We start from the raw sequence: 22,716 nt of genomic DNA, 5'->3' as shown, positions 1-22,716 counted from the left end.
AAAGATACTATAATTTTTTAATTTTCAAGTTTTTAATATAAATCTGTTATATATAATAAATTATTATATTTTTGAATTTCCATAAATCGCTAAAAACATGAAAAAAATAACACTCCTCCTAGTTTCAATAGTAACATTACTATCTTGCAACGAAGATTTAGTTTTTAATAGTCCCGCATTAATCGGGTATAATGATGGCGTATTGTGGGAAGCCAGTTCGTTTAGAGCTAATGTGGAAGTAAATGGAAACTTAACAATCATTGGTGTTAAAGGTGCGCAGGTTGTAAATTTAAAAGCAATACAAGCAACAGAAGGGACCTACCAATTAGGTAATACAACATCTGTAGCAACATTTGATGACGGTTTAGGTAAGGTGTTTTCAACTAATAACATTCCAGATCCTAGTGTGCAAATTTATCCTTCTGAAGGCTCTATTGTTGTAACCGAATTTAATGATATTGAAAGAACCGTATCCGGAACTTTTACATTTCATGCATTTGATAGTAGTGGATTAGATTCAGAAAATTTTAATAGAGGCTACTTTTATAATGTGCCAATATTAAATGTAAATGTAGTAGATAGTCCAACAGGTGAGACTCAGGCTTGTCTTAATGCAACTGCAGTATCAGCTACTACAGGAACTAATTTTGAAAGTAATGCAGATACTGCTTCAGATGAACAATACACGCAGTTATGTAATTCATATAAAACATCGTTAGAAGTTAAATTGCAACAATGTGGTGATCCAGATGGATCTATACAAGCACAAATTAATAGTTTAGGCGACTGTACAAATTAAACTATATGTTAATATAAATTAAAAGCCAACACGAAAGTGTTGGCTTTTTTTGTTAAATACTCTTAATCTATCTTAAACCCTGTTAAATGCTTTTGTTTGCACTGTAATACGCTGTATGTTAGTACTGCAGATGTGAAACAATAAGCATCTTAAAAAAGTTATTGAAATTTAAAATGATAAAAGATACAATGAGTTACAGTGAAGAAATTTCAAATAAGTTAAACGAATTATTAGTTAAAAATTATGATGCCGAAAAAGGGTATTTAAATGCAATTGATAATATTGAAAGCAACGATCTAAAAATGTTTTTCAAACGAAGAGCATCAGAGCGTAGCGAGTTTGCTAAAGAGTTAAGAACCGAAATATTAAGATACGGTCAAATCCCCGAAGAATCAGGTAGTTTTAAAGGGACAATGCATCGTAATTGGATGAGTTTAAAATCAACCTTTACATCTAATAACGAAGAGTCAGTATTAGAAGAAGCTATTAGAGGTGAGGAAGCTAGTTTAGAAGGGTATGATAAACTAATGAAAGAAAATAACTTACCACCAACAATAGATAATCTAATTTTAAAACATCGTAATGCCATTCAGGCAGCAATTAATACCGAAAAAGTACACGAAGAGTTAGTGTCATAATTGGATAGATAGTAGTTTGAAAAGTCAGCACATTGTGCTGACTTTTTTTATGCGTTGTTTTTTAGTTTCAGAGATTAAAAAATTAATAATTCTACGTACTTTTACATGCTCGTATTTTTCACCTAAAACTTCAAAATAAAACACTACATGTATTTAATATTTGATACTGAAACCACAGGATTACCTAAACGTTGGGATGCACCAATTACGGATAGCGACAACTGGCCAAGGTGTATACAAATAGCTTGGCAATTACATGATGAGATGGGTAATTGTATAGAGCATCAAGATTATTTAGTACAACCAGAAGGCTTTAATATCCCATATGATGCCGAAAAAATACATGGTATCTCTACTGAGTTGGCAGAAGAACAAGGTGTGCCATTAGCAGAAGTATTAGAGAAATTTAATATTGCTCTTAGTAAAACCAAATTTGTAGTCGGTCAAAACGTAAAGTTTGATTTAAATATTATGGGAGCCGAGTTTGTGCGTCAAAGTGTAGACAACCCTTTGCAAGAGCTTCCTGTTTTGGATACTTGTACAGAAGATACTGCTAACTTATGTCAAATTCCTGGTGGTCGTTATGGTAAATTTAAATTACCAACGTTAACCGAGTTACATGAGTATTTATTTAATCAACCTTTTGCAGAAGCTCACAACGCAACTGCCGATGTTGAGGCAACAACACGTTGTTTTTTAGAGCTAATTCGTTTAAAAAAATATACTAAAGAAGCTCTAGACGTTCAACCGGATTATTTCGAAAATTTTAATAAAGAAAATCCGCAAACCATCCAGCTAATAGGATTAAAGCACATTAACCTTAAAAAGGAAAGTGCAAAAATCCAAGCAAGATTACAAAAACAAAATACTAATCAGGTCTCTTCAGAAGAGATTAAGGAGAATATAAAAGACCTTCAGTCTGCCGAGTTTGTTCATTTGCATAACCACTCGCAGTTTTCAGTATTACAATCTACTATTGGTATTTCTGAAATGGTAGACTTAGCAGCACAACAAAACATGCCTGCTGTAGCCTTAACCGATCATGCAAATATGATGGGAGCGTTTCATTTTGTAAAAGCAGTAAATGGTTATAATAAATCTATAAAGGCAAAAATAGAAGAAGCAGAAGCAAGAGGCGAATCACCAAAAGCAAAACCAATTAAAGGAATTGTAGGTTGTGAGTTTTTTGTTTGTGAAGACCATCAAGATAAAACCAGAAAAGACAATGGGTATCAAATCGTACTTATTGCAAAAAATAAAAACGGGTATCATAACTTAGCTAAACTGTCATCGCATGCGTTTGTGAATGGGTTTTATTATGTGCCTCGTATTGACAAAAAATTAATAGAACAATACAAAGAAGACTTAATCTGTTTAACAGGAAATTTATATGGTGAAGTACCAAGTAAAGTTTTAAATGTAGGAGAAAGTCAAGCAGAAGAAGCTTTAATATGGTGGAAACAATTATTTCAAGACGATTTGTATCTAGAAATAATGCGTCACAACCAAGAAGATGAAAACAGAGTTAATCCAACCTTAATAAAATTTGCACAGCAACATAATGTAAAGCTTGTTGCTACAAACAACACCTATTATGGGAAGCAGGAAGATGCTAATGCACACGATATTTTATTATGTGTAAAAGATGGTGAAAAACAAGCAACACCTATAGGACGTGGACGTGGTTATCGTTATGGATTGCCAAATCAAGAATACTATTTCAAGTCTTCAGAAGAAATGAAAGCCCTATTTAGGGATATTCCTGAAGCAATTACAAACATCCAAGAAGTTGTTGATAAAATCGAAGGTTTTGAGCTAGCCAGAGATGTATTATTACCAGCGTTTGATATTCCTGACGAATTTAGACATGAAGAAGATGAAATTGATGGTGGTAAGCGTGGTGAAAATGCATTTTTAAGGCATATTACTTACGAAGGTGCTAAAAAGAGATATGGTGAGGAATTGTCTGATGAAGTTACAGAACGTTTAGATTTTGAGCTTGAAGTTATTGAGAATACTGGATATCCAGGTTATTTCCTGATTGTAGAAGATTTTATTCGTGAAGCCAGAAAAATGGACGTATCAGTAGGTCCAGGACGTGGTAGTGCAGCAGGATCTGTAGTTGCTTATTGTTTATGGATCACTAATATAGACCCATTATTATATAACTTACTTTTTGAGCGTTTCTTAAATCCAGATCGTGTCAGTATGCCAGATATTGATATAGATTTTGATGACGAAGGTCGTAGTCGTGTTATGGACTATGTAATTGATAAATATGGAAGTAATCAAGTTGCACAAATTATTACTTATGGTACTATGGCTGCAAAAAGTAGTATTCGTGATACAGCACGTGTATTAGATTTACCACTTTTTGATGCCGACAGAATAGCAAAGCTTATTCCTAATATGTCTAAGCTTAAGAAGATATTTGGATTATCTGAAAAAGAATTAGCACAAAAATTTAGAGCTGAAGATTTAGAAAAAATCAACGAGCTTTTAAATATATCTGAAGGTAGCGGATTAGAATCTGAAACTTTAAACTTAGCAAGAACCTTAGAAGGTTCTGTAAGAAACACTGGTATTCATGCTTGTGGTGTAATTATTACGCCAGATGACATTACCAAATTCGTACCTGTGTCTTTGGCAAAAGATTCAGATTTATACGTTACACAATTTGATAACTCGGTAGTAGAAAGTGCAGGTCTTCTAAAAATGGACTTTTTAGGACTAAAAACCCTAACTTTAATCAAGGATACAGTAAAAATTGTTAAAGCAAAACATGATATTTTACTAGATCCTGAAAACTTTCCGCTTGACGATGTAAAAACATTTGAGTTATTCCAAAGAGGAGAAACGGTTGGTGTGTTTCAATATGAATCACCAGGAATGCAAAAACACCTTAAGGATTTAAAGCCAACTGTTTTTGACGATTTAATTGCCATGAATGCCTTGTACAGACCAGGTCCAATGGAATACATACCAAGTTTTGTTAGAAGAAAACATGGTGATGAAGATATTGAGTATGACTTACCAGCAATGGAAGAGTACTTAAAAGAAACCTACGGGATTACCGTTTATCAAGAGCAGGTAATGCTTTTGTCACAGAAGCTAGCAGACTTTACTAAAGGTGAAGCCGATGTACTACGTAAGGCAATGGGTAAAAAGCAAATTGCTGTACTTGATAAAATGAAACCTAAGTTTATTGAGCAAGCAAGTGCTAAAGGACATGATGCTAAAAAACTAGAAAAAATTTGGAAAGATTGGGAAGCATTTGCAAGTTATGCCTTTAATAAATCCCACTCGACCTGTTATGCATGGATTGCTTACCAAACAGCGTATTTAAAAGCACATTATCCAGCAGAATATATGGCTGCAGTGTTATCTAATAATATGAATGACATCAAGCAGGTTACATTTTTCATGGAAGAATGTAAACGTATGAAGTTGTCTGTACTTGGGCCAGATGTAAACGAGTCGTTTTATAAGTTTTCGGTAAATAAAGATAATGCTGTGCGTTTTGGTATGGGAGCCATTAAAGGGGTTGGTCATGGTGCAGTAATGACTATAGTGAATAATAGAGAAGAAGATGGTCCATATACTTCTATTTTTGATTTAGCTAAACGTATAGATTTGCGTGCAGCCAATAAAAAAGCTTTTGAAAACCTTGCTCTAGCAGGAGGTTTTGACGAGTTAGGGGATACGCATCGTGCTCAATATTTTTTTAAGGATGGAAGCGAACTAACTTTTCTAGAAAAAGCTATCAAATATGGAGCAAAGCATCAAGAAAATGAAAATTCATCTCAAGTCAGTTTATTTGGTGGAGAAAGTGAAGTGCAAATAGAAGAGCCTCAAATACCAAATTGCGACACTTGGGGAACAATGGAAAAATTATCTAGAGAACGAGAAGTTGTAGGTGTCTATATTTCTGGACATCCTTTAGATGATTTTAGAACAGAAATGAAATCGTTTTGTAGTGGAACTGTTTCGTATTTTCATGATTTAGCTCCTCATGTAAATAAAGAAATCACCTTTGGAGGAGTCGTTACAGATGTGCAACATCGTGTAAGTAAGCAAGGAAAAGGTTGGGCAATGTTTACCATTGAAGATTATACAGACTCTTATGAGTTTAGAATTTTTGGTGAAGATTATTTAAAACACAGACCATTTTTACTTCAAAATACCTTTGTACATGTTAAAACGTTTGTGCGTGATGGATGGGTTAATCGTGATACAGGTAAAAAAAGTGATCCTAGGTTGCAGTTTAATAGTTTCCAATTATTACATGATGTTTTAGAAAAAAATGTCAAAAAATTATCGATTCAATTAAATATAAAAGAACTTGAAGAAGATAAAATTAAGCAGCTTAAAGAGTTAATCTCAATGTATCCTGGTAATCATGCCTTAACTTTTTTAGTGTACGATAACAGAGATAAAATTAAATTAACAATGATGAGTCGTAGACAAAAAATTAACGTTACTAATGAGTTATTAAATATTTTAAACGAAAACCAAATACATTATTTAATAAATCAGTAAAGTAGACTTAAAACCTTGTGTATAATATAAGTCAAAACAATACACCAATAGTTAAAACAAATTGTAAGCTTGTAAGCTTTGGCAAAATTTTTGACTAATATTGCATATTAACATGTAGTAAAACACAATTAAAACATAAATATTATGGCATTAGAAATCACAGATGCAAATTTCGAAGAAACAGTATTAAAAAGCGATAAGCCAGTAGTAGTAGATTTTTGGGCTGCTTGGTGTGGACCTTGTCGTATGGTTGGACCAATCATTGACGAGTTAAGTACAGAGTACGATGGTAAAGCAGTAGTAGGAAAAGTAGATGTAGATGCAAATCAGGAGTTTGCAGCAAAATACGGAGTACGTAACATACCAACAGTATTAGTTTTCCAAAATGGAGAAGTAGTAGGTCGTCAAGTTGGTGTTGCACCAAAAAATGCATACTCTGACGCAATAGACGCTTTATTATAGGTCTATTTTATTAAAGTATTGATAAAAGGTTTGCTGTAATGGCAAACCTTTTTTTATTTTAGATGAATAAAATTAAAGAAAGATTAAAAATGAGTAAACCAGTAAAAGTTCAAGACGCAATAGATAGCAAATTATTAGAAGAACGTAAAGTATTTCTTTGGGGAATGGTTGACGACAAATCTGCAAAGCACGTTATAGATAGATTATTATATTTAGATAGTTTAGAGACTAAAGATATTACCTTATATATAAATAGTCCAGGAGGATACGTAACCTCAGGATTTGCAATGTATGATTGTATCAAAGGATTAAAAAGTGATGTATCAACAGTATGTACAGGTTTAGCAGCATCAATGGGATCTATATTGTTGTCTGTCGGAGCAAAAGGAAAACGTTTCATACAACCACATGCTAGAGTAATGATTCATCAGCCAAGTGGAGGAGCACGTGGTCAAGCAAGTGATATAGAAATTACAGCTCAAGAAATTGTAAAAACAAAAGAATTAAGTGCTAAAATATTAGCTGATAACTGTGGTCAAACCTATGATAAAGTTATGAAAGACTTTAATCGTGACCATTGGATGGGTGCAGAAGAAAGTGTTGCATACGGAATTGTAGATGGTGTTACAGAATAATGAAGTTACAAGACGAACTGAATAAAGCAGGAGGATTTAAAAACCTCGAGCACTTAGCAAAGCAAGTGGTCGAGGGATTTATTTCTGGTATGCACAAAAGTCCGTTTCATGGGTTTTCAGCCGAGTTTGCAGAACATAAAATATATAATCCAGGTGAATCTACTAGACATATCGATTGGAAGTTATTTGCCAAAACAGACAAGTTGTACACCAAGAGGTATGATGACGAGACTAATTTACGTTGTCATATTATACTAGATAACAGTAGTTCTATGCACTATCCAAAAATGGATAGTTTTTCAATTAATAAGTTAAATAAAGCAGCTTTCTCTGCATTAGCAGCTGCAGCACTAATGCAAGTGTTAAAAAAACAACGCGATGCAATTGGGTTGAGTATTTACAGTGATACATACGATTTTTATGCTCCAGAAAAAGGAAGTGATCGTCATCATCATATGCTTTTGCATCAATTAGAAGAAGCTGTTAAATCAAAACCTGTCCAAAAACAAACAGAGACTTATGCTTATCTACATGAGATTGCGGAAAAGATCCATAGACGATCGTTAATTTTTGTATTTACAGATATGTTTCAGGTAACTTCTGAAAATGATAAGTTGTTTGAAGCTTTAAGACATCTAAAACATAATAAACATGAAGTTGTACTGTTTCACGTTTTTGATAAAAACAAAGAGTTAATCTTTGATTTTAATAATAAGCCTAAGCGATTTATTGATGTTGAAACTGGTGATTTTGTAAATTTATATGCAGATCAAGTTAAAGATAATTACGAAAATGCTGTAAAAAGTTATTTTGAAGAGATAAAAATGAAATGTTTACAGTATAAAATTAAATATGTGGAAGCAGATGTAAACCAGTCGTTTAACGCTATTTTGACGGCTTATTTTATAGAGCGACAAAAATTTATTTAAAAAAAGTAAAAAAAGTTTGCCACATTGATAAAGAAGTCTATCTTTGCACTCGCAATAACGCAACGGTCTGGTAGTTCAGCTGGTTAGAATGTCGCCCTGTCACGGCGAAGGTCGCGGGTTCGAATCCCGTCCAGACCGCGAAAATTGTCAAAAGCTCCGATATATTCGGAGCTTTTTTTGGCAATAAAACTTAGTTGTGTTGTTTTGATAGATGTAGTAGTCTATCAAACTGGTAGAAAGCTAGTCAATAGCTTGAACCGATGGAAAGCTTTCCTTTTTTCTTATAAGAAAATTGGGATGCTTTTTTGTTTTAAGGCATTTCGTCTTAATAAGTTGCTCTTCAACGATTTATTTGTTAATTTTAAAGTCTATTATAGCATGTGTTTTAAACTTTAAAAATCCTCTTCATTTTGTTTTTAAAAGTTAGAACACTGTAATACAGGTAGTTAAAATTGTTTTTTGTTTAATAAATTGTAACTTGTTTATCATCTATAATAGATAAATTTTTATTGCTTAAATTCAAGTATAATCAATATATAAAATTAACATTTAAATTCACTCTTATGAAATCTCTTAAAATAACAATAGTAGCTCTATTTTCGATAGTATTATTAACAGCAGTAAGCACTTTAGATGATACTTCAATAGTAACTTCAGAAACAACAGTAAAGCCAATTGAGGTTAAGTTGTTAGCAACAAACGGAATTAAGAAAAGCAAAGTACCTACTCAAGGATAGTCTTCAATTTAAATAAAGCATCTCAAACAACAAACAATTAATAGTCAAACCATTTATCATTATGAAATCTCTTAAAATAACATTAGTAGCTCTATTTTCGATAGTATTATTAACAGCAGTAAGCACTTTAGATGATGCTTCAATAGTAACTTCAGAAACAACAGTAAAGCCAATTGAAGTTAAGTTGTTAGCAACAAACGGAATTAAGAAAAGCAAAGTACCTACTCAAGGATAGTCTTCAATTTTAATACAATATATCAAACGCCATATAATTAATAGTCAAACCATTTATCATTATGAAATCTCTTAAAATAACATTAGTAGCTCTATTTTCGATAGTATTATTAACAGCAGTAAGCACTTTAGATGATGCTTCAACAGTAACTTCAGAAACAACAGTAAAGCCAATTGAGGTTAAGTTGTTAGCAACAAACGGAATTAAGAAAAGCAAAGTACCTACTCAAGGATAGTCTTCAATTTTAATACAATATATCAAACGCCATATAATTAATAGTCAAACCATTTATCATTATGAAATCTCTTAAAATAACATTAGTAGCTCTATTTTCGATAGTATTATTAACAGCGGTAAGCACTTTAGATGATACTTCAATAGTAACTTCAGAAACAACAGTAAAGCCAATTGAAGTTAAGTTGTTAGCAACAAACGGAATTAAGAAAAGCAAAGTACCTACTCAAGGATAGTCTTCAATTTAAATAAAGCATCTCAAACAACAAACAACAAACAATTAATAGTCAAACCATTTATCATTATGAAATCTCTTAAAATAACATTAGTAGCTCTATTTTCGACAGTATTATTAACAGCAGTAAGCACTTTAGATGATACTTCAATAGTAACTTCAGAAACAACAGTAAAGCCAATTGAAGTTAAGTTGTTAGCAACAAACGGAATTAAGAAAAGCAAAGTACCTACTCAAGGGTAATCTTCAATTTAAATAAAGCATCTCAAACAACAAACAACAAACAACAAACAATTAATAGTCAAACCATTTATCATTATGAAATCTCTTAAAATAACATTAGTAGCTCTATTTTCGATAGTATTATTAACAGCAGTAAGCGCTTTAAATGATGCGTCAACAGAAACGCCCTCAGAAGTAACAGAAAAGCCAATTGAGGTTAAGTTGTTAGCAACAAACGGAATTAAGAAAAGTAAAGTACCTACTCAAGGATAAGTTTATGTTATTTATCATAAATTTGACACCAACATTTTTTGAAATAAATTGATAAAATATTTTACTTTATTAACAGCTATATTAATATCAAATTTTTGTTTTGGGCAAGAGAATGATTCAATATTCTATTACAGAGGTTTATCCAAAAATGAGGATTTTTCAAATATTGAAAGGATTAAATATGCCGAAAAAGCAGTTTACCTATCTATCAAATTGGATGTTGATAGTACACTGCTAAACAGTAATAAAAACCTTTCTTATTTATATATCATTAATGAAAAATATGAAAAATTAAAAGAGATAAATTTTGCCAATATTGATTTAGCTTATAAGTTAAAAGACACTTCGTCTATTGCTAATGCCAATTATAATTTAGGTTATGCATATGAAAAGATTCAAAAAATTGATAGTTCTTATTATTACTACTTTAATGCAGCCAAACACTATGATAAATTAAAAGATTATAAGCTTCAGGCTGCTGTATTGCTTAATATGGCAAACTTGCAAGAAGCTGAAAGAGATTATATAGGAGCACAAAATAATGTGATAAAAGCAATTGAATTAGTAAAAAAATTACCAATAAATGCTTTTAATTTAGACACACAATGGTCATTATATAATACAATAGGGATAATTACAGGAGAGTTGCACCAATATGAAAACTCTATAGATTATCATAAAAAGGCTATAAAAACTGTTAATACAACTCAAGCACAATTACAACTTAGTAATGATGCTATTTATTATTACAAAGTTTATTCCAATATAAATATTGCTTCTACGTATCGTAAAAAAGGAGATTATAATTTAGCGATTACAAAATGTAACCAAATTATTCATGATACTAAATTATTAAATGAAGATCCTATAACTTATGCTTATATTTTAAATGAGCTAGCTTATTCCAAATTTTTAAATAAAGAATCTAATAATATTAAAATCGAATCTCTATTTAGAAAAGCATACAATATATGTGATTCGGTTTCAGACAAAGAACTCAAACAAACTGTTTCTATCAATTTTGCAGAATACTTTTTATCAAGAAAGATTTCAGATTCTGCTAACTATTATGCAACTATAGGTTATAAGTTAGGAAAAGAATTAAGTCATAATAAAAATATTTTAAGAGCACTTCTGTTAAAATCTAAAATTGAAAATGGTGAAGATTCAAAGCAGTATTTGTATGAGCATATTAAGCTTAATGATAGTTTAATATTGACAGAAAGAGCAAATAGAAATAAATTCATGCGTATTGATTTTGAAACCGACGAAATCAAGCAGGAAAACAAGCAAATGTCAAGAGAACGTTTGTGGTTGTTAATTACCTCTATTAGTCTATTGGTAATTCTTTTCTTTTTATATATTTTAAAAACTCAACGTGAAAAAAATAGAGAATTACAGTTAGAACGTCAACAACAAGAGGCTAATGAAGAGATTTATAACCTTATGTTATCCCAACAAAATAAAATTGATGAAGCTAGAAGTTTAGAAAAAAATAGAATTTCTAAAGATATACATGATGGCATACTTGGTAAATTGTTTGGGGTAAGATTAAGTTTGGATGGATTAAATATGAGTAAAACTAATGAAGCAACAGAAAAAAGGGGCTATTATATTACCGAATTAAAAAATATTGAAGACGAAATTAGAAAGGTATCGCACGAGTTAAATTCAGACTTCATACATCAAGCAGGTTTTTTTGATATCATAACAGCATTAGTAGAAACCCAAATGACAGCTTATAACATTAATTATACACTTGACATTCAGGATGATATTAATTGGGAGTCTTTAAATAATAAAATCAAAATTCATTTATATCGTATTTTGCAAGAAACAATGCAAAATACCTATAAACATGCCAATGCAACATTGGTCGATATTTCATTTAAGTATGAAAAAAATCTATTAACTTTAACTGTTTCAGATAATGGATCTGGATTTGATTTAAATAAGTCTAGAAAAGGGATAGGCTTAAAAAATTTAGACTCCAGAATAGAAGAAATTAACGGTAAGTTAAATATAGAAAGTGAAATTAATAAAGGAACGACAATAACTATTAAAGTTAAAGTAACAAGTCATTAACCTATGGAAAACAGTACTTTAAAAATTTTAATGGTAGACGATCATCCAATGATTATCGAAGGCTACCAACACACATTATTAGCAAATAAAAAACCTAATCAAACCTTAGATATAGACATAGCAACAGACTGTGATTCAGCTTTAGAAGCAATAAAAAAATCAAGAAGTATGGGTAAACCTTACAATATTTATTTTTTTGATATTAGCATTCCAGCTTCTCAAGATGGTATTTATAAATCCGGAGAAGATTTAGCTAAGTATATTAAACAAGTACAACCAGAAGCAAAAGTTGTCATTTTAACTATGTTTAATGAGGTGTACAGAATCCATAGTGTTATTAGATCTATTAATCCTGAAGGTTTTTTAATTAAAAGCGATTTAACCTCTAATGAGTTAGCAAGTGCTTTTGATGCTATTCAAAATAATCCACCCTTTTACACTGGTACAATCACAAATGTGATTAAACGTAGTATCTTTAATCCAATTGAAGTAGATGAAATAAATCATAAAATGCTTCATTTTTTATCTTTGGGAGTCAAAACCAAAGACCTTGTTGGACATCTTGGAATTACTTTAAGTGCTATTGAAAAACGTAAAAAAAACCTTAAAGATTTGTTTATTGTCGATGACGGAAAAGACGAAACTTTAATAACAATAGCCAAGGATAAAGGCTATATTTAAGCTATAATGTTAAAATTTTATTTTTTTCTCTTCAAAAAACATCTTAAGCTTAAGTTATTGTTAAAACGTGTGGTTTTAACCACAATAACCTTGTGGTTTTTGCCATAAAGGCTAACTTTTATATTTTCTATATTTGGATATAACTTTTAGTATAAGTTAATATTATTCCCAAACAAACTTCTTGTTTGATTAATAGCATTTTTTACATTTACACACTCAATAAAGCAACATTCCTCGATGTTGCTTTATTTATTTTTAAGCAATTTTAAACTAAAAAATTAGTTTAAACTAATTTTTTAGTTATATTTGTATTGTTGAACTATAAATTTAGTTGAAAAAATGAAAGCACTTACAAAAGCAGAAGAAGATATAATGCAAGTATTATGGCAGTTAGAAACAGCTAATGTCAAACAAATTATTGAAGAGTTACCTAAACCAAAACCAGCCTATAATACAGTATCTACAATTGTTAGGATTTTAGAATCTAAAGGTTATGTGGACTATGAAAAAAAGGAAAAGGACATTTTTATTTTCCAATATTAAAAAAACATGATTATAGTAATCAGTCTATAAATAAGTTAGTAGATAATTATTTTCAAGGATCTTTTAAAAGTATGGTGTCTTTTTTTGTTAAAAAAATGATATTAGTTTAAACGAGTTAGAATCTGTTTTGAAAGAAATTAATTCAAAAAAATAGTCATGATAGCATTTGTATTTCAAACCATATTGTTTCAAAGTATATTTTTACTAACCTATCAATTACTTTTTAAAAACGAAACTTTTTTTAATTACAATAGGACATATTTATTATTAACTTCTTTATTGTCATTAATTCTACCGTTTGTAAATATTAATGCGTTAAGTCAAGGAGGAGTCGGTAATTATTTAGTAAGCTTACCAGAAGTTATTTTATCTAATACATCATCTAGTAAAAGTTTTATTAATTATTCACAATCACTATTTAATAACTCTTTATTTAATCTTGTTACTATTTATTACGTTATAACTGTAGTTATGTTTTTTGTGTTTGTTTTCAAGCTTTATAAATTAGTTAAAGTAATTTTTAAAAATGAAAAAACAAAGATGCCTAAATACACTATCATTCATTTAAAAGATAGTATTTCAGCATATTCCTTTTTTTATTATGTGTTTTTAGGAAACCAAATCAGTTCCAGCCAAAAACAACAAATTTTAGCACATGAAAGTATCCATGTTTCTCAACGTCATACTCTAGATTTACTTTGGTTTGAAGCATTAAAAATATTGTTTTGGTTTAATCCTTTAGTTTATATATATCAAAATAAAATTAATGTTATTCATGAGTTTTTAGCAGATAAAAACGCTTTAAAAAATAATAAAACAGAATATTACCAACAGTTGTTACAACAAGTTTTTAATGTCAATAACTGTTCATTTATCAATCCATTTTTCAAACAATCATTAATCAAAAAACGAATCATTATGTTACAAAAATCAAAATCAAAACAAGTAAATTTAGCTAAGTACTTATTATTAATTCCTATGCTTTTAGCAATGTTAGTTTATGTCTCATGTTCTAACGATCAATCTACAAACCAAAAAGAAGAACAAGTTATCGAAACCAAAACTATGGATAATTCTAAGGTGTATGGCATAAGCGAGGTTGATCAGCTTCCAATATTTGAAGGCTGTGAGGTTTTAAAGGATTTAGATGCTCAGAAAAAATGTTTCTCTGAAAAAGTATCAAAACACTTATTAAAAAATTTTAATACTAAAATTGCAGAAAATAAAGGTCTAACTGAAGATGTATATAAGGTTGTTGTTCAGTTTAAAATTACTTCAAATGGAGATGTAGAAATTATTAAGGCTAGAGCTCCGCATGAGGATATAGAGTCGGAAGCTATTAGAGTAATTAATAGCTTGCCAAAACTAATTCCAGCAACTTTAAATGGTCAGCCAGTTAGTGTTAATTATGCCTTGCCTATCAAGTTTAGAATTAATTAGAAGTACTCTAGTACAAAAAGTCAAAGCTTTGCTTTGGCTTTTTGTATTTTATCTATAAAACATTTATTTAATCCATAAAGTTTAGTTTTTTTGAACAAATATTTAATTTCTCTAAAAAAATACTATATCTTGATGAAGATTATTAAAATACCTTTATATGAAAAGAGCTTTACCTTTATTTATACTTTTATTATCTGTTGTTAGTTTCTTACAGGCTCAGACAACACAGCAATGCAAAAACACATGCACGATTGATAAAATTGTTTACGAAACTGCTTTTTTAGGAGTACAATTTGGAAGTCCTTGTGATAAGGAAAGCAAAACAGATAAAGGTGTTATTATAATGAAAGTTATTGATGATACCGCTGCATCAAGTAATGGTTTACAACCTTATGATTTAGTTTTAGCTATAGATGGTTTGGAAGTTAATAGACGTGGTGATGCTATTAATGCGGTTAAATCTTATCAACCTTTTGATGCTGTTAGATTTACAGTTTTAAGGGACGGAAAAACACTAATAAAAACTATCACTTTAGGCGCAAAAACGACTAAAGTTGTACAAGAAGAAGTGTGTTGTGATCAGGCAGTAAGCTCATTATCTAAAGAAAATATTAGTCTATATCCAAATCCAGCTGTTAGTAAACTAAATATTGCTTTTAAACAAGTAGTACAAGGTCAATATAATATTGCTGTTTATATGACTAATGGTGTTTTAGTACAACAATACGATACACAATTTACTAAAGGTGATTTAAACGAAACGATTAGTGTTGATAAATTGGAAGATGGAGTTTACGTTTTAAAAATCACAAAAGACAGTAATACTTATTCAAATTTATTTGTTGTAAAAGAAATTAGTACGTTACAAGATTTAGTCATTTTAAAAAGTCGTATTTTTCCGCTATATTAGTTAATTATGAAACAAATAGCTGTTATTTTACTACTTTTAATATTGGTATCTTGCCAGTATTTTAATGTAAAAAAGACAACTTCTGAAGCTATTTTAAATGAAGAGTTAAAAACCTTCAATTGGAACGAAGTGGATAACTATCCTACTTTTTCAGTATGTGATTCATTTCAAGATAAACAAGATATCAAGTATTGTTTCGAAACTACTTTGGCTAATCATATTTCAGAGCAATTACAATATCAAACGATCATTGTCAATCAAGATGTTAAGGACACTATTATGTTATCTTTTTTAATTTCTGAAAAAGGAGAACTTCTAATAGATAATATTGAAATAGATAGTATAACCACTCATGAAATCCCTAATCTAAAAGCTTCAATTACGGAAAGTTTAAATAGTTTACCTCAAATATTTCCTGCAGTAAAACGTGGTCAGCAAGTTAAAACGCAATTTAAAATGCCTATTATAATTCAGGTGAATTAAAGGTTGGAAGCGTATTTTATTAGTTAATATTTTATAAATTAAACTTATAACCTATAGCAAAATCTATTGGGAATTGATCTTCATTGTCTTGAAAAACAGCAAATAAACTATCATATACTAGTGTTATAAAACCTGCTCCAATTTTAAAATCAGCACCAAGTCCAAAAATTAAAGGTACATCAAACCCGTTGCTTTTATTTTCAATAGTTATAATGTTTTCAGGAGATTCTGGGTCCTCATAAGTAGACTTTGTTTTTGAGGATGTATAAGTCGCAATTTTAGTTTGTGCATAAATGTTAAATGCTGTTTTGTTTATAAATCTAAAACGATAACCTAAAGCAATTTGATTTAAACTATATTCAAAATCGTTTGTTTTTAACGACGTTCTAAAATTTAAAAAACCAGAATGTGCTGGCATTGCTTTACTTTCAAAAAACTCTAATTCTGCTCCAAAATAAGTTGCTTTATTATTATCAGGATTATATACAAACGGATGGTTTGTTAATCCTCCAAAAAGTCCCAATCGAGTTTTTAATTTTAAGCTATTATCCTCAAAAGCATAGTTTGGATTACTGGCTGCATTGGCTTGATTAAAATATTTTTTTAAACTGTAAAGGGTAAATTTTGTTTTTGATGCATCAAGATTTGTTACAGATTTTAAAGTGTTTTTGTATTCAAAATCATAATTATTATTAATTTGTTTGGTGTTTTTTAGCTCTATAAGTTGTTCTGACTTATCTTTTATAAAGTATCTAAATTGACCATCAAATGTATTCCAAAGTAAATCATAATCACCTTCAACTTCAGTTTTAAGCGCTATAGTTTGATTATTGTACGTATAGTTGTCTTGTGCAAAACTTAAAGTGGTCACTAGTAAACAAAATAATAAAGTAAGTGTTTTCATGATCTAATGGATTGATTTACTGCTAAAGTAGAATTTTTTAATGTAAATCACTATTTTTTAAAGGCTCGACCTTTCCATTTGTATGTTGTAAATAAAGAAGTAAAAGCAATATAAACGCTAAAAAAAGGATATATAAAACTGCTCCATAAAAAATGATGTAATATGTTTTTATTGCTCAAAAATTGACTGGTTTTGTAAATTAATATAAAGTCTACACAGTTTTTTAGTATAAATAACAAACCAACTGATTTAAAATTAATTTGCTTTAATAATGCTATCACTAAACCAATAATTAGAATGGCATTTGCAAATAAAACCAACACACCAACTAGTTTAGCAAAAGTGTTGTTATAATTAGTGGTTTTACTTGCCCAACGTACACGTTGCTCAATTAAATCTTTTAAATTATCCAAAGGTTTTGTAATTACAATAGCATTTTTGTTTTTTAAAAACTTAACAGTATTGGGGCTATTTTGTAATGCTTTTTCCATTAAAAAAATATCGTCTCCGCTAGCAATGTTTGAGTTTCCATTAAAACCATTTAGTGTTTCAAAAAAATCTTTTTTATAAGCCAAATTTGCACCATTACTTAAAAATGGTTTTTTTATACCAAATCCTCCAATAGTTGCTCCTATAAGACTAATAAAATCTAATGCTTGAAAAGTATGTAAAAGCGATTGGTTATAGTGGTAAGTGACAGGTCCAGCAATCATCTTTACGTCATGCTTTTGGATAAAGCTTGCAAAACTAGTTAGCCAATATTTAGGTAATATACAGTCCGCATCTGTAGTAATAATCCAATCGTATTTTGCTTGTTTGATAGCGCATGTTATGGCATCTTTTTTTGGTGACTGTGTTAGGCGTTGATTTTTTAATATTTTAAAATCAATAATATGATCTTTTAAATTAAAGCAGTTGTTAATGGTGTTGATAGAAGCGTCTTTTGAGTCGTCATCTACCAAAATAATTTCAAATAAGTGTTTTGGATATTGTAATTGTGATATGGAGTTTATTAAGTGTGGTAAATTTTGGGCTTCATTTCTAAAAGGTATAAAAACAGTAAATGCGGTTTTTGGTTTTTGGTTAGCATTAGTTTCTGTTTTTATGGTGTCAAAGCCAATAATAAGACTGATTATTAATAATAGATAAAGGGATATTATAATTATAAATGTAACAACCATTAGTTTTTAATTAAATCGAATTTTAAAACATAATAACAACCAACAAGGCTTGGTATTGCAAAATTTAAGATCCACATTAAAAGAATACAACTTAAAACGGGTAATTGGGCTACGTTGACTAAACCAAATAAATATAAGGCAATGCTTCCTTTAATAACAACATCAAAAACTGAAATTGTTGGTATTATTGAAGCTAGAAAATACATACTTGATATTATGGTCATGGCTTGCAAGTATTCTAAATTCACATTAAAAAGTTTTAAAATATAGTAAAATTGAAACGAGAATATTAAATATCGTAATAAGGATAATGTCAAGCCAACGAGGCTATACTTTAAGCCTAAATTGGTTAATTTATTTTTAATCTTTATCAAATCAATTTTTTGTAATCGATACTTTGTTTGTTGTAATATAAAATAACCTAAAATTGTTAAGGTAAGTAGTATTAGTAGGCCTTTAAAAATATTAAAATAATCAAGTGATAGAGTGTGTTTTTTATAAAATAGAAGTAATCCAATACTGCCCAATAAAACAGTAATGCTAAGTTGCATTAGGTTGCCAATTAAATTAGTAAACACAATTTGTTTGCGTTGTGCTTTTTTATAATACATGGCTTTTGCACCATACTCTCCAATACGATTTGGCGTTATTAATGATGCTGTTAAAGATCCTAAACATTGTGCTGTAGCTTGCAAAAAGCTTAGTTTTTTTAGATTTGAGACTAAAAATTGCCATTTTTTGATTTCTAAAAACCAATTTAAAAACGATAAACCAAGTAGTATTAGACCATTTTTGACTGTAAATAAACGGTTTTGTGTCAAAAAAAGCACAAAACCATTAAAATCTAAGTTGTCGTTATGTGTAATTTTATGATAAATAAAATAAAAAGCACCAACAACTATACTTAATTTAATAAGTACAACAAAGAATTGTTTAGTTTTGTAAGGCAAGCTAAAGGGCATTATTAGTTGGGCAAAGTTGAGGCTTGCAAATTAAACTAAATATTACACAATGTTATCTACTATTAAACACTATTGTATTATTGTAATTACTGTTTTGGCAGTAACAACATCAAGTGCACAAATTGAAACTAGTAAATGGAAAGCCTTAATGGCTTTAGGTATTAACAGTCCATCTCAAAGTGGTTTGGTTGCACCTTTTGAAGCTAATAGTATTAATTTTCCTTCTATAAATTTAGGACTTCAACGTATGTTTACACCTCAAATAGGAGCAAAATTAGATTTTGGATACAACCGTTTTGCTAATGCAGATAATACACCAGAATTTAAAACTAATTACTCTCGTGTTAATTTACAATTTGTTTATGATGCGACTCGTTTTTTTAGTTTTTTACCTATTGATACAGGAGTTGTCTTTCATGCTGGACCAGGTTATTCTATGATTAAACCATTAGGTAACTATGGAGATAATAAAACAACGTTTTTAAACGGAATGGCTGGATTAGAATTTCATTACGGAATAAGTAGGAGTGTTTCAGCTTTTATAGATACATCATACATTTATGGTTTTGCTAAAGATTTTGATCCAATTACAGAAGGGTTTGGTTCCTTTAACGGAAACCTATTAACCGTAAGTGTTGGTATTGCTGTGTCTTTAAGTGGTTGTTATACTTGTAACTAAATGAGCAAAGAACAAATAATTTTAGGTATTGATCCTGGTACAACCATTATGGGTTTTGGACTAATAAAGGTGGTTAACAAAAAAATGAGTTTAATACAGTTAAACGAATTGGACTTAAAAAATACGATGACCATTACCTAAAACTGAAACTTATTTTTGAACGTACTATTGAGTTGATTGAAACGCATCATCCAGATGAAATTGCTATTGAAGCACCATTTTTTGGTAAAAATGTACAAAGTATGCTCAAGTTAGGTCGTGCACAAGGCGTTGCTATGGCAGCTGGATTAAGTCGTGAGGTGCCAATTACAGAGTATGCACCTAAAAAAATAAAAATGGCAATTACAGGAAGTGGTAATGCAAGTAAAGAGCAGGTTGCAAAGATGCTTCAAGGGATGTTGGGTATAAAAACCTTACCAAAAAATCTAGATTCTATGGATGGACTTGGTGCAGCTGTATGTCATTTTTATAATCAAGGTCGTGTAGAAATTGGTAAAAGCTACTCTGGTTGGGCAAGTTTTGTTAAACAGAACGAAAAGCGAGTAAAAAAGTAGTAATAATCGTTTTTACAGTTAATAACTGAATAATATGTCAGGAATATACATACATATACCGTTTTGCAAACAAGCTTGTCATTATTGTGATTTTCATTTTTCGACGTCATTAAAAAAGAAAGATCAATTGGTTTTCGCTTTAGCAAAAGAACTAGAATTACGTAAAGACGAATTTAAAAATTCTACAATTGAAACCATATATTTTGGAGGAGGTACACCAAGTATTTTGTCAACAAATGAGTTGCAATATTTAATAGATAGTGTTTATTTAAATTATAAAGTCACCGATCATCCAGAAATAACTTTAGAGGCTAATCCTGACGATTTAATTATCAATAATGTTGATACTTTAAGTTCGGCAGAAGTGCAGTCTTTGTATAAATCTAAATTTGAAGGCTTAAAAAAAACAGGTGTTAATAGACTTAGTATTGGTGTACAATCGTTTCATGAAAAAGATTTAAAACTAATGAATCGTGCACACAATGCTAGTGAAGCTAAGCGTTGTCTTGAAACTGCAACTCAATATTTTGAAAATATAAGTTTGGACTTAATTTATGGTATTCCAAACAGTACTAATCAAGAATGGATGGATAATATCCAAACCGCTTTAAGTTTTGGTATTCCTCACATTTCTAGTTACGCTTTAACTGTCGAGCCTAAAACAGCGTTGGCTAGTTTTATTAAAAAAGGAATCATTGATAATGTTGACGATGACCTAGCTCATGAACAGTTTCATATATTAATAGACCAGCTAAATCAAGCAGGTTTTGAACATTATGAGTTGTCCAATTTTGCTAAAAAAGGATATTATAGTAAAAATAATAGCGCTTACTGGTTAGGTAAGTCTTATTTAGGGATTGGACCTTCTGCACATAGTTTTAATGGTACACAACGTGCTTGGAATATTAAAAATAACACCATTTATATAAAAAAAATTAACCAAGATCAGCTTCCGTTAGAGATTGAAACTTTAACTAAAAATGATAAATATAACGAGTTTATTATGACTGGTTTGCGTACCATTTGGGGCGTTTCGTTAACTGAAGTCCAAAAACAATTTGGAGAATCGTTTTTGGAATACTTGTTGCAACAAGCTAATCAGTACATAAATAATCAAATGCTATGTATTGAGGATAATAGTCTAAAAACAACACAAAAAGGAAAGTTTTTAAGCGACGGAATTGCTTCGGATTTATTTAAATTAAGGTAATTATAACTTTTTAGCATTGGTTTTATATGTTTTTATTTTTAACTTATAGCAACCTAAAAACAAAAAATACAAGACGCTTAAATGATAACCACAATAATCATAAATACTAAAAAATATACAGTAAATTTAGCTCAACCCTTAGATATTTCAATGCCACTTCGTGCATCCAAAAGCAATGCTAATGCATGGTATATTGATGAGCCTAAAATAGAACCTGTAGTAATTAATGACTGGACAGCAAGTGTAAAGGAAGGTGCATCAATCAACTTTAATACCATCCAGTTTAATCCACATGCTCATGGTACACATACAGAGTGTGTTGGTCATATTACAGAACAATTTTATAGTGTAAATAAATGCTTAAAGCAATTTTTCTTTCTATCCGAAGTTATTTCGGTTGCACCAGAATTAGTAGGAGAAGACCAAGTGATATCAAAAGCTCAGCTTCAATATTTATTAAAACAACGTAAACCGCAAGCCTTAATAATAAGGACGATGCCTAATACAAAAGAGAAAAAATCAAGACAATATTCTAATACTAATTGGCCTTATTTAACAGAGGATGCAGCAACATTTATACGAAAAATAGGTGTTAAGCATTTGCTTATAGATTTGCCAAGTGTAGATAAAGAAAAGGACGAAGGTAAGTTGTTAGCACACAAAGCATTTTGGGATTTTAATGGTAAACTCAGGAAAAATGCAACCATAACAGAGTTTATTTATGTACCAAATAAAGTTAAAGATGGTAAGTATATATTAAACCTTCAGATTGCACCTATACAAAACGATGCAACACCAAGTAAACCCATTTTATATAAAATAGAACAATAGATGGAAACATTTTTTACACTAGTCGTTGGTGGTATTTTAGCCTTGGGTGCTTATACTTTATATGGATATTTTCAGTCCAAAAAAAGGTCTCTGCACAGTCTATAATTCTTTTAGACAAAATAAAAAAAGTATGTAAATTTATTACTGTAGAAGGTGATTTTGCCGAAATCTATCATTATGAAGACGTTAAAGAACGGTTTTTAAAATTAGTATCTAGTAAGAAAAAAGCGTTAGTCGTTATTAATGCCAAAGCTTATGTTGGTTATGATTTTAATAAAATTGAATTAACCTCTAACCCTAAAAAAAGACTGTAAC

The 22,716-nt window shown here is 30.0% G+C and carries 24 protein-coding genes, 1 tRNA gene and 2 pseudogenes; 24 read left to right on the top strand and 3 right to left on the bottom strand.

The window, feature by feature from the left end:
- The first annotated feature begins 97 nt into the window (after nucleotides 1-97).
- The 19 genes and pseudogenes from AC0L4B_RS02315 to AC0L4B_RS02225 all read left to right on the top strand — a co-directional run bounded on the left by AC0L4B_RS02315 (nucleotide 98) and on the right by AC0L4B_RS02225 (nucleotide 16,080).
- Nucleotides 98-799: a DUF6252 domain-containing protein gene (locus AC0L4B_RS02315; protein WP_473438377.1), complete on the top strand. Its 702-nt coding sequence runs from the start codon at nucleotides 98-100 to the stop codon at nucleotides 797-799.
- Between the two features lie 188 nt (nucleotides 800-987).
- Nucleotides 988-1,437: a ferritin-like domain-containing protein gene (locus AC0L4B_RS02310; RefSeq protein WP_473439381.1), complete on the top strand. Its 450-nt coding sequence runs from the start codon at nucleotides 988-990 to the stop codon at nucleotides 1,435-1,437.
- A gap of 147 nt (nucleotides 1,438-1,584) precedes the next feature.
- Entirely contained in the window at nucleotides 1,585-5,976 is a 4,392-nt protein-coding gene (gene dnaE / locus AC0L4B_RS02305) for a DNA polymerase III subunit alpha (protein ID WP_473438376.1), read from the top strand.
- A gap of 144 nt (nucleotides 5,977-6,120) precedes the next feature.
- The gene (gene trxA / locus AC0L4B_RS02300; RefSeq protein WP_028290594.1) at nucleotides 6,121-6,438 is read left to right on the top strand and encodes a thioredoxin; all 318 of its coding nucleotides are present in this window, start codon (nucleotides 6,121-6,123) and stop codon (nucleotides 6,436-6,438) included.
- A gap of 89 nt (nucleotides 6,439-6,527) precedes the next feature.
- Nucleotides 6,528-7,073 (top strand): ClpP family protease, encoded by a 546-nt coding sequence (locus AC0L4B_RS02295; protein WP_473439380.1) that lies wholly within the window; start codon nucleotides 6,528-6,530, stop codon nucleotides 7,071-7,073.
- Nucleotides 7,073-8,002, top strand: coding sequence for a DUF58 domain-containing protein (locus AC0L4B_RS02290; RefSeq protein WP_473438375.1), 930 nt, complete (start codon nucleotides 7,073-7,075; stop codon nucleotides 8,000-8,002). The genes AC0L4B_RS02295 and AC0L4B_RS02290 overlap by 1 nt, the downstream gene beginning before the upstream one ends.
- Before the next feature lie 64 nt (nucleotides 8,003-8,066).
- Nucleotides 8,067-8,140: transfer RNA gene (locus tag AC0L4B_RS02285), tRNA-Asp, on the top strand.
- 425 nt (nucleotides 8,141-8,565) lie between these two features.
- Nucleotides 8,566-8,739, top strand: a complete 174-nt coding sequence (locus AC0L4B_RS02280) for a hypothetical protein (protein WP_473438374.1) — start codon at nucleotides 8,566-8,568, stop codon at nucleotides 8,737-8,739.
- A gap of 61 nt (nucleotides 8,740-8,800) precedes the next feature.
- Nucleotides 8,801-8,974: a hypothetical protein gene (locus AC0L4B_RS02275; RefSeq protein WP_473438373.1), complete on the top strand. Its 174-nt coding sequence runs from the start codon at nucleotides 8,801-8,803 to the stop codon at nucleotides 8,972-8,974.
- A gap of 61 nt (nucleotides 8,975-9,035) precedes the next feature.
- Complete coding sequence (locus AC0L4B_RS02270; protein WP_473438372.1) at nucleotides 9,036-9,209, top strand: hypothetical protein; 174 nt, start codon at nucleotides 9,036-9,038, stop codon at nucleotides 9,207-9,209.
- A 61-nt stretch (nucleotides 9,210-9,270) separates the two neighbouring features.
- Nucleotides 9,271-9,444, top strand: coding sequence for a hypothetical protein (locus AC0L4B_RS02265; RefSeq protein ID WP_473438371.1), 174 nt, complete (start codon nucleotides 9,271-9,273; stop codon nucleotides 9,442-9,444).
- A 68-nt stretch (nucleotides 9,445-9,512) separates the two neighbouring features.
- Entirely contained in the window at nucleotides 9,513-9,686 is a 174-nt protein-coding gene (locus AC0L4B_RS02260; RefSeq protein ID WP_473438370.1) for a hypothetical protein, read from the top strand.
- Between the two features lie 75 nt (nucleotides 9,687-9,761).
- Nucleotides 9,762-9,938, top strand: a complete 177-nt coding sequence (locus tag AC0L4B_RS02255; protein WP_473438369.1) for a hypothetical protein — start codon at nucleotides 9,762-9,764, stop codon at nucleotides 9,936-9,938.
- A gap of 48 nt (nucleotides 9,939-9,986) precedes the next feature.
- On the top strand, nucleotides 9,987-12,023 hold the full coding sequence (locus AC0L4B_RS02250) for a tetratricopeptide repeat-containing sensor histidine kinase (RefSeq protein WP_473438368.1): 2,037 nt from the start codon (nucleotides 9,987-9,989) through the stop codon (nucleotides 12,021-12,023).
- A gap of 3 nt (nucleotides 12,024-12,026) precedes the next feature.
- A complete protein-coding gene (locus AC0L4B_RS02245; RefSeq protein ID WP_473438367.1) occupies nucleotides 12,027-12,704 on the top strand; it encodes a response regulator in 678 nt (225 codons plus the stop codon).
- A 339-nt stretch (nucleotides 12,705-13,043) separates the two neighbouring features.
- Nucleotides 13,044-13,401: pseudogene (locus AC0L4B_RS02240) on the top strand (BlaI/MecI/CopY family transcriptional regulator).
- Nucleotides 13,402-13,403: 2 nt separating this feature from the next.
- A complete protein-coding gene (locus AC0L4B_RS02235) occupies nucleotides 13,404-14,687 on the top strand; it encodes a M56 family metallopeptidase (RefSeq protein WP_473438366.1) in 1,284 nt (427 codons plus the stop codon).
- 157 nt (nucleotides 14,688-14,844) lie between these two features.
- The gene (locus AC0L4B_RS02230; RefSeq protein ID WP_473438365.1) at nucleotides 14,845-15,597 is read left to right on the top strand and encodes a PDZ domain-containing protein; all 753 of its coding nucleotides are present in this window, start codon (nucleotides 14,845-14,847) and stop codon (nucleotides 15,595-15,597) included.
- A gap of 6 nt (nucleotides 15,598-15,603) precedes the next feature.
- Complete coding sequence (locus AC0L4B_RS02225; RefSeq protein ID WP_473438364.1) at nucleotides 15,604-16,080, top strand: hypothetical protein; 477 nt, start codon at nucleotides 15,604-15,606, stop codon at nucleotides 16,078-16,080.
- 31 nt (nucleotides 16,081-16,111) lie between these two features.
- Here AC0L4B_RS02225 and AC0L4B_RS02220 read toward each other — a convergent pair whose 3' ends face one another.
- Genes AC0L4B_RS02220 through AC0L4B_RS02210 form a run of 3 tightly spaced genes read right to left on the bottom strand, consistent with a single transcriptional unit; the run spans nucleotide 16,112 to nucleotide 19,127 of the window.
- Nucleotides 16,112-16,984: a hypothetical protein gene (locus AC0L4B_RS02220; protein ID WP_473438363.1), complete on the bottom strand. Its 873-nt coding sequence runs from the start codon at nucleotides 16,982-16,984 to the stop codon at nucleotides 16,112-16,114.
- Between the two features lie 50 nt (nucleotides 16,985-17,034).
- Nucleotides 17,035-18,165 (bottom strand): glycosyltransferase, encoded by a 1,131-nt coding sequence (locus AC0L4B_RS02215; RefSeq protein ID WP_473438362.1) that lies wholly within the window; start codon nucleotides 18,163-18,165, stop codon nucleotides 17,035-17,037.
- Nucleotides 18,165-19,127, bottom strand: coding sequence for a lysylphosphatidylglycerol synthase domain-containing protein (locus tag AC0L4B_RS02210; protein ID WP_473438361.1), 963 nt, complete (start codon nucleotides 19,125-19,127; stop codon nucleotides 18,165-18,167). The genes AC0L4B_RS02215 and AC0L4B_RS02210 overlap by 1 nt, the downstream gene beginning before the upstream one ends.
- 49 nt (nucleotides 19,128-19,176) lie before the next feature.
- Between AC0L4B_RS02210 and AC0L4B_RS02205 the strand changes: the two genes are divergently transcribed.
- From AC0L4B_RS02205 to AC0L4B_RS02185, 5 genes and pseudogenes are all read left to right on the top strand, one after another.
- Nucleotides 19,177-19,806 carry a cell envelope biogenesis protein OmpA gene (locus AC0L4B_RS02205; RefSeq protein WP_473438360.1) on the top strand — a complete coding sequence of 210 codons (630 nt, stop codon included), beginning with the start codon at nucleotides 19,177-19,179 and terminating at the stop codon, nucleotides 19,804-19,806.
- A pseudogene (gene ruvC / locus AC0L4B_RS02200) lies at nucleotides 19,807-20,360 on the top strand (crossover junction endodeoxyribonuclease RuvC).
- 34 nt (nucleotides 20,361-20,394) lie between these two features.
- Nucleotides 20,395-21,570, top strand: coding sequence for a radical SAM family heme chaperone HemW (gene hemW / locus AC0L4B_RS02195; RefSeq protein WP_473438359.1), 1,176 nt, complete (start codon nucleotides 20,395-20,397; stop codon nucleotides 21,568-21,570).
- 81 nt (nucleotides 21,571-21,651) lie between these two features.
- Nucleotides 21,652-22,401 carry a cyclase family protein gene (locus tag AC0L4B_RS02190; RefSeq protein WP_473438358.1) on the top strand — a complete coding sequence of 250 codons (750 nt, stop codon included), beginning with the start codon at nucleotides 21,652-21,654 and terminating at the stop codon, nucleotides 22,399-22,401.
- Complete coding sequence (locus AC0L4B_RS02185) at nucleotides 22,398-22,715, top strand: DUF4230 domain-containing protein (RefSeq protein WP_473439379.1); 318 nt, start codon at nucleotides 22,398-22,400, stop codon at nucleotides 22,713-22,715. The genes AC0L4B_RS02190 and AC0L4B_RS02185 overlap by 4 nt, the downstream gene beginning before the upstream one ends.
- Nucleotide 22,716 lies beyond the last annotated feature (1 nt).

Source organism: Olleya sp. NP1-10 (genome assembly GCF_055804415.1).
This window is presented reverse-complemented; position numbering and strand designations above follow the sequence as displayed.

Bases quoted from the DNA above. Each gene is read 5' to 3' on its own strand.
- AC0L4B_RS02270 (WP_473438372.1), top strand. From the start codon at position 9,036: ATGAAATCTCTTAAAATAACATTAGTAGCTCTATTTTCGATAGTATTA.
- AC0L4B_RS02230 (WP_473438365.1), top strand. From the start codon at position 14,845: ATGAAAAGAGCTTTACCTTTATTTATACTTTTATTATCTGTTGTTAGT.
- AC0L4B_RS02225 (WP_473438364.1), top strand. From the start codon at position 15,604: ATGAAACAAATAGCTGTTATTTTACTACTTTTAATATTGGTATCTTGC.
- AC0L4B_RS02280 (WP_473438374.1), top strand. From the start codon at position 8,566: ATGAAATCTCTTAAAATAACAATAGTAGCTCTATTTTCGATAGTATTA.
- AC0L4B_RS02275 (WP_473438373.1), top strand. From the start codon at position 8,801: ATGAAATCTCTTAAAATAACATTAGTAGCTCTATTTTCGATAGTATTA.
- AC0L4B_RS02260 (WP_473438370.1), top strand. From the start codon at position 9,513: ATGAAATCTCTTAAAATAACATTAGTAGCTCTATTTTCGACAGTATTA.
- dnaE (WP_473438376.1), top strand. From the start codon at position 1,585: ATGTATTTAATATTTGATACTGAAACCACAGGATTACCTAAACGTTGG.
- AC0L4B_RS02255 (WP_473438369.1), top strand. From the start codon at position 9,762: ATGAAATCTCTTAAAATAACATTAGTAGCTCTATTTTCGATAGTATTA.
- AC0L4B_RS02310 (WP_473439381.1), top strand. From the start codon at position 988: ATGAGTTACAGTGAAGAAATTTCAAATAAGTTAAACGAATTATTAGTT.
- AC0L4B_RS02220 (WP_473438363.1), bottom strand. From the start codon at position 16,984: ATGAAAACACTTACTTTATTATTTTGTTTACTAGTGACCACTTTAAGT.
- AC0L4B_RS02210 (WP_473438361.1), bottom strand. From the start codon at position 19,127: ATGCCCTTTAGCTTGCCTTACAAAACTAAACAATTCTTTGTTGTACTT.
- hemW (WP_473438359.1), top strand. From the start codon at position 20,395: ATGTCAGGAATATACATACATATACCGTTTTGCAAACAAGCTTGTCAT.
- AC0L4B_RS02190 (WP_473438358.1), top strand. From the start codon at position 21,652: ATGATAACCACAATAATCATAAATACTAAAAAATATACAGTAAATTTA.
- AC0L4B_RS02295 (WP_473439380.1), top strand. From the start codon at position 6,528: ATGAGTAAACCAGTAAAAGTTCAAGACGCAATAGATAGCAAATTATTA.
- AC0L4B_RS02290 (WP_473438375.1), top strand. From the start codon at position 7,073: ATGAAGTTACAAGACGAACTGAATAAAGCAGGAGGATTTAAAAACCTC.
- AC0L4B_RS02265 (WP_473438371.1), top strand. From the start codon at position 9,271: ATGAAATCTCTTAAAATAACATTAGTAGCTCTATTTTCGATAGTATTA.
- AC0L4B_RS02205 (WP_473438360.1), top strand. From the start codon at position 19,177: ATGTTATCTACTATTAAACACTATTGTATTATTGTAATTACTGTTTTG.
- AC0L4B_RS02315 (WP_473438377.1), top strand. From the start codon at position 98: ATGAAAAAAATAACACTCCTCCTAGTTTCAATAGTAACATTACTATCT.
- AC0L4B_RS02215 (WP_473438362.1), bottom strand. From the start codon at position 18,165: ATGGTTGTTACATTTATAATTATAATATCCCTTTATCTATTATTAATA.
- trxA (WP_028290594.1), top strand. From the start codon at position 6,121: ATGGCATTAGAAATCACAGATGCAAATTTCGAAGAAACAGTATTAAAA.
- AC0L4B_RS02245 (WP_473438367.1), top strand. From the start codon at position 12,027: ATGGAAAACAGTACTTTAAAAATTTTAATGGTAGACGATCATCCAATG.
- AC0L4B_RS02235 (WP_473438366.1), top strand. From the start codon at position 13,404: ATGATAGCATTTGTATTTCAAACCATATTGTTTCAAAGTATATTTTTA.